Raw genomic sequence first — 6,463 nt, forward strand, 5'->3', positions numbered from 1 at the left:
ATTGTAAGGCGAGGTGGGTTAATAATTAATATCTTCATAACTACCTTTCTTGGATAACTGGCTTGTTTAATAGTAAGGAAAGATCTTCTTTAGAGAGTTCCTTCATTAAAAATAAGGTGCTTAAAAAGATAATTAAAGCTAAGATAACTTTGATTATAGAATTTACCTCCGCCGGTAAGATTAAGACCAGTAAAGATAAGGCACCAGCAAAGAGAGATCTGGTTATAGACTTAAAAGAAGGAGTATATTTAAATGAACTTAAAACTATTAAAGCGGCGGTTACCTGGACTACCTCAGTAATTACAGTCGCCAATGAAGAACCATAAAAGCTATATCCAGGAATTAAGATTAAATTTAAAACAATATTAAAAAGAACAGCCAGAGTATTAAAAATAGTATTTATCCATTGCTTGCCAATAGCAATCAACATATAGCCAATTAATGCTCCTATATAATAAACAGGATAAATAAAGCCTAAGATCTGCATACTTAAGATGGAGTTTTTGAATTCTTCTCCAGAGACATACAAGATAATCTTATCTGCTAAAATGACAAAGAATAAAGCTAAAAAGATGCCCATCATGAGCAGGTATTTTAAAGACCTTTGGTAAATTATCTTTAATTGAGCTGGATCTAATTTAAATCTTTCGGAAAGGACAGGAAATACAGAAACCATGATCATTCCTGAAAGTAAGGTGCCCATTTCAATAAATTTGTAAGAGACATTATAAAAACCTACCGCTTGGTCTCCCTTCATTAAAGAAAGCATGATTACATCAATCCTCCAGTAAAGACTAATCATAAGAAAGGCAATACCCAAAGGAATAGCTTCTTTAATCATTTTCTTCCAAAGACGATAATCTATAGAAAATTTAATTTTGACAAACTTCTTAGAAAAAAAGTAAGCTGTTAGAAGACCAATTAAGTTAGAAACTAAGGAAACAACTATTAAGTCCAGCAAGGTTCCTCTCTTATAAACAAAGAGACAAGCTAAGATTAAGAAAGATAAGCTAATTAAGAGATTGCTTACCGCTACATATTCCATCTTTAAACTAACTTCAAAGATGATATCCAGGGTGCTCTTTAAAGCTTCAATCATTAAAATAATGGAGCTTACATAGACTAAAAGCTTAGTCGTTAAAGGATAGTTCATGCAGTTGATTATTAAACAAGCTAAGAAGATAGAAAAAAAGGAAAGAAGTAAACGAAGAGTGATGGTCTGGCTAAGCAAGTTACCTGAAGAATCTCTATCTTGAGATATCTCTCTGGTGGCAATGGTTTTTAAACCTAAATCAGTAACAGTGTGAAAAAAAGCAATAAAGACCAAGACAAAAGAATATAAGCCATACTCTAAGGGACCTAAATAACGAGTAATGAGAGCCATAGAGATCAAACTCATTCCCATCATTAAGGCTCTGCCAATGGACTGAATAACGGTATTTCTTACTACTTTTATGGCTGTAGACATAAGCTTTATTTAATAATTACAAATTTTTTCTTTTGAGATTTTCCATCCTCAGTCTTTAAATAAAAGATATAGACACCACTGCTTACTGTTTTACCATACTCATTAGTTCCGTCCCAATGAGCCATACTCAAAGAGATATCTTTAGATTTTAAAGTATAAATAAGCTCTCCACTTAAATTAAATATCTTAATAAAGCTCGTGTTGTTGGGAGTAGGCTTAAAAGTAACAAAATTTACTTGATTTAAATTAAAAGGATTAGGGCAAACTTTAATTGGCGAAAGAATAGTTGCAATTCCAGATGACTCTATCTCTGCTAAAGCAAAAATAGACAAATTAGTCGTAGAAAATGAAATCAAATTTAAGTTTGTCTCGATACTTGGGGAGCTAACGAATAAATTCCACCGCTTATTTTCTTCATCAAGTTTTATGACCTTTAAATTTGTTTCTTTAATATTTGTACCATCTATAATACCGTTATTATCTGTATCCAAGTATGGAATAATTACGGTAAGTGGCTTTGAAAAAGAGGCTATCTTATTATAACTACTATCTTTAATCGTAAAATTTAAAATACTGCCATTTATGATAGGATACTCAAAATATTGATTAGCTTCTAAGGCTTTATTATCTGCTAAGGCTTGGTAAATATCTATAAAAAAACCACTGGGGAGTGTGCTGGCGGGAATGTTGATCTTTCCATATTCATTCTTAAAAGTAACTTCATTATTATTAGATAAACTCCTATTTAAGTATATAAAATTAGATGAATCAGAGACCGACCCACTTTCTTCTGCTACTTGAAAACCATTTCCACCTGGGCTTAATATGACTTGACTAAAGGTAAAGTCACCATTCCCATCTGACAAAGTAGTAGCTATCTTTTTACCAGCTTTAAAGAGGGTAATGATGGTATTAACCTTAGCTTTTCCAGAAATAGGGATAAGATTTTCAGAAGCAAAAGAAGTATTAGAAGATGGAGAAATAATGGAAGGAGGATTAGTCGTTTTATATTCTTGGCTTTGAGAATGATCAAATATATAGATGGGACTATCATTATTTAAAGTAACTTCCACATAGCCATTAACTGGAGATAGGGTTCCTAAAGGACTACCATCTCGGCTTTGATACGAGATAGAGGTAGTAGAATTTACTAAGGCTTTAATTTTTTCACTACCTGGAGTTGTCTTCCAGGCTACTATTATTCGAGAATTATTAGAGAGGTTTTCGGTAGCCTTTCGATCTACAAAGACTACCGCGTACTTATTTTCACCTAAGAGTAAAAACTCACTGGCCAGCTTATTACCTAAGGTAGTAGCCATGGTCTTATAGGCATAGTAAGATGCTCTAATGCCTCCTTCGTAGGTAAGAAGACCTGTATGGGAAGGATTATCTTGTTGGTATTCCTCGCCTAAAGGATAGTCATCGCGAAGGACAAAGTAATGAATTCTGTCAACTAATCCGGTAGATAAAGCTAAAACGTGAAATCTGACGATATAATCTGCTTGAGTATCTTCATTTACCCAAGAATTATCGGCTCTGCAGATCACATCTCTGGCTACAGAATAACCTTGTTCAGTAAGATAGATCCTTCTTTCAGTAGTATTATATTTGACTGCTTCTGCATAATAATCAAAGATAGCTCTAGTTAAGTTTCTTCCCCCAAGTTTTATTTCATTAGCTTCTTCCGGGGCTAATGTTTTGTCATTGTTAGCTATGGAATTAATGTTAGGATATAAATGGAGGGAGACTCCATTAAGAAGATCTTTTCCTAAGCCAGGTATAGAGTCATAACCATTTTCAAGATGATAAAAGAAGGGGTGTTCTTTATACGGCACATCGGGATTTTTGGGGTATTCAAAAGGACCTGCATCTCCAATGGCCATGATGATAGGATTAGAAAATTCTTCTTTAATTCCCTGGCTGGCATACTTGATAATTTTTATTACTTTTGGAAAGATTTTAGTGTAATCTGAGCCAGCCCATTGACTACAAGCCCCTTCTCCCTCAGGATAAATTTCAAAATTTGAAACTTTATCTTTATATCGAGCTGCTAAATCTCTTACCCAATTCTGCCAAGCTCCAAATTTATCATCCTTAGGTGGATATTCTTTTTTATAGGTATCATCTCTCTTTTCAGCAATCCACTCGGGAAAACCAGCTACATAAAAGTGAATATTGAGATTATTAGCTATAGCTTTATTTACTCGATCATCTAAGTAAGTCCAATCACAAGCTCCTGTTTCACTCTTTTGGATCTCTGTCCATAAAGCAGCGATGCTAATCCACTTAAAACCAGCTTCTTCAGCTTTTTCATAATCAAAACTATCAACTGGTTTCATCTTATATTCATCAGAATAGACGGCCCAAGGATAAGTAGTAAAATCTTGACTACCGAGTAAAAAAGAGGTTCTAAAGATTAATAAGATCAAGACAAAGATTAATTTATTCATCTTTTTAAATTTTTTCAGCAAAAGCTCGTGAATTCTTATTAGGATATAAGAAAGCAGAAGCATCATTCTTCCAGGAAAAACAGTTGGGACATAATTTGCTAATACCTTCTCGGTAATATCTATCTCGAAGTTTGTAATATTTTTCATTATTCCAGATCTTGGCCAGCTGATCATTCTCTAAACTTCCAAGAATAAATCGTTCTTGAGGACAAGATAAGATAAAACCATCCCAAGTAATAGTTAGAGAAGAAAATATATGCTGGCAAGTCTCTATGGATTCTTTTAAGTTAAATTGTAACAATTCTAAGCCATATGAGCAAACTCTTTTCCTAAAATCTTCCATCAGATGTTGACATTCTTCTTGATGAAGCCAGGAGCTTTCATCTTGAAGTCTTGGATCCTGGACTACTATATTAGCTAGTTCAATCTTATTTATCCCCATATCTTTAGCTAAATCGACCACCTCCAAGAGTTCAGGAAACATAGATTTCATTACGACTAGAGCTAAGGATATCTTAGGTTTATTGCTGCCTAAAGATTTCTTAAGCTCATTAAGTTTCTTAATATTTTCTACAATAGGAGCCATAGAGATTCCTCTGATGTATTGGTAAGTTTCTTCTCTTGCTCCTCCAAAAGAGATACAAACTTCATCAGCGCCCATTAAGATTAATTCTTTGGAAATTTCTGGAGTTAATAAGAGACCGTTGGTATAAAAGTAGAGATAAGGATGATATTTCTTAATCTCTTTAGCCATGGGAATAAAATCAGAGTGAAGAAGGGGTTCTCCAAAGCCTCCAAATAATACCACTTCTGCCATAGAAAGAAAAGGTCTGGTCTTGTTAAAGATATCCCAACTCAGGAAGCCTCCTTTTAAGACTTCCTCTTTTCGAATTAGTTGTCGGTTACACATGACACAGTTAGAATTACACTTAGTAGTAGGTTCTAAGTAGATAGCTTTTGGATATGCGTAAAGTTTTCTCCTTCTTAATCTTAATTCTAATTTATTAATTTGTTTATTCAAAAAAGAGTTAAAATTTGTATATCTCATCTCAAGATCCTTTATCTAAAAATCCAGCTTTTTGAAAAATCTTTCTCGCCAAATCTTCCTAAGAAAAAATCTAATATTCCATAAAAAAGTGTTAAGATAGATTTAAAATTACCATCTTTGATCAGTTCATAAATTTCATAAAGATGGAAGTGAACAATCTTATAGAGCGACTTAAATAACATACCTTTTTTACCATTTTTTTTAATAAATAAGAGTCGATTTCTAATTTCGTAGTAAGTATATCTTGGTGGGGATTTTAATTTATTTTGAGATGAATTCAATAAAGAAGCTCCACATTTATGCCAGAGCTTAGCTTTAGGGTTTAAGTATAATTTATATCCTTTATCTATTACCCTAAAACATAAGTCCGCATCTTCGGAAGTATGGAAATAGTCGGTATCAAAAAACCCGACTTCATTAAATACCTTACTTCTAAAAAACATTCCACAACCAGTAATAAAGTTACATTCAATTATCTTATCAAATTTACTACTGTACTTTTCTTCATAGCCAATGTGATTTCCAATTCCAGTGTTGCGGTCCATTATTCCACCAGCAAACCAAATATAATCGGGACGATTGTAGAAAAACATGATGGGAGCGACTATGCCTGCTTGAGGATTATCTTCCATAAACTCAACTAAGGTAGAAAGTAGCTCTTGATTAACGATAGTATCATTATTTAAGAGAAAAGTGTAGTCTGTTTTATTCTCTAAAGCTTGTTTGATGCCCACATTATTTCCTCCACTAAAACCAAGATTTTGTTTATTCTTAATGAGAATAACTTCAGACTTAGAGAAGGTTCTTTTAATTATATCAAAGGAGTCATTAGTAGAGCCATTATCGACGAGAATAATTTCAAAATTACGGTAGTCAACCTTCTTTAATGAATTGATACATTCAATGGTCTCTTCGGCGGTATTCCAATTTAACAAGATTACCGCTACCTTTGGCTCGTTCTTTATAATTAAAGGGCACATTATTGCCTCCACCATAATAATATCCCAATTTAAATTTTTTGTCAAGATGCCTTATCCAGCATGAGAATTGCTGAGGTTGTCGTAGCCATATAGCCACCTAAAAAGGAGATATTTTATTTGTTACTCCTTGCCGTTAAGGGAGTTATCTCTTATTTTAAACACAAAAAAGAGGCTGCCTTAAGCAGCCTCTTTTAATCACTCCCGATTTCCTTACTTAATTAGTAAGTGTAGTATTGGACATTCTTTAAGTCTTTATGACCACAATCAATCTTGATCTTACCATCGGTAGGATTATACCACCAACCGCCACTATCAGCATAGCTATAACGGACAGCGTTAGTGTTTTTATGAGAGACATCCCTTCTTAATTTTACAACAGGAATATCTTCCATATACTTAGGAATAAAAGCTGGAATAACTACACCCCTCACGGTATAGCTATTCTTATCTAATCGATAGGGATAAACTCCTTCGTTATCCCCATAGTAGATAGCAATAGCTGATTTTAATGCTCCTA

At 33.5% G+C, this 6,463-nt stretch carries 4 protein-coding genes; all 4 read right to left on the reverse strand.

Annotated elements, in window-relative coordinates; all coding sequences use genetic code 11:
- Positions 1 to 40: 40 nt before the first annotated feature.
- Positions 41 to 1,468: a flippase gene (locus KJ849_07120; protein MBU2600329.1), complete on the reverse strand. Its 1,428-nt coding sequence runs from the start codon at positions 1,466 to 1,468 to the stop codon at positions 41 to 43.
- Positions 1,469 to 3,922: 2,454 nt separating this feature from the next.
- Positions 3,923 to 4,966 carry a radical SAM protein gene (locus KJ849_07125; protein MBU2600330.1) on the reverse strand — a complete coding sequence of 348 codons (1,044 nt, stop codon included), beginning with the start codon at positions 4,964 to 4,966 and terminating at the stop codon, positions 3,923 to 3,925.
- Positions 4,967 to 4,977: 11 nt separating this feature from the next.
- Positions 4,978 to 5,946, reverse strand: a complete 969-nt coding sequence (locus tag KJ849_07130; GenBank protein ID MBU2600331.1) for a glycosyltransferase family 2 protein — start codon at positions 5,944 to 5,946, stop codon at positions 4,978 to 4,980.
- Between the two features lie 218 nt (positions 5,947 to 6,164).
- Positions 6,165 to 6,463 (reverse strand): hypothetical protein (locus tag KJ849_07135; protein MBU2600332.1); only part of this gene is annotated, 299 nt, incomplete at its 5' end.

Source organism: bacterium (assembly GCA_018830565.1).
In the GTDB taxonomy this organism is placed as follows: Bacteria; UBA9089; JAHJRX01; order JAHJRX01; family JAHJRX01; genus JAHJRX01.

Bases quoted from the DNA above. Each gene is read 5' to 3' on its own strand.
- KJ849_07130 (MBU2600331.1), bottom strand. From the start codon at position 5,946: ATGTGCCCTTTAATTATAAAGAACGAGCCAAAGGTAGCGGTAATCTTG.
- KJ849_07125 (MBU2600330.1), bottom strand. From the start codon at position 4,966: ATGAGATATACAAATTTTAACTCTTTTTTGAATAAACAAATTAATAAA.
- KJ849_07120 (MBU2600329.1), bottom strand. From the start codon at position 1,468: ATGTCTACAGCCATAAAAGTAGTAAGAAATACCGTTATTCAGTCCATT.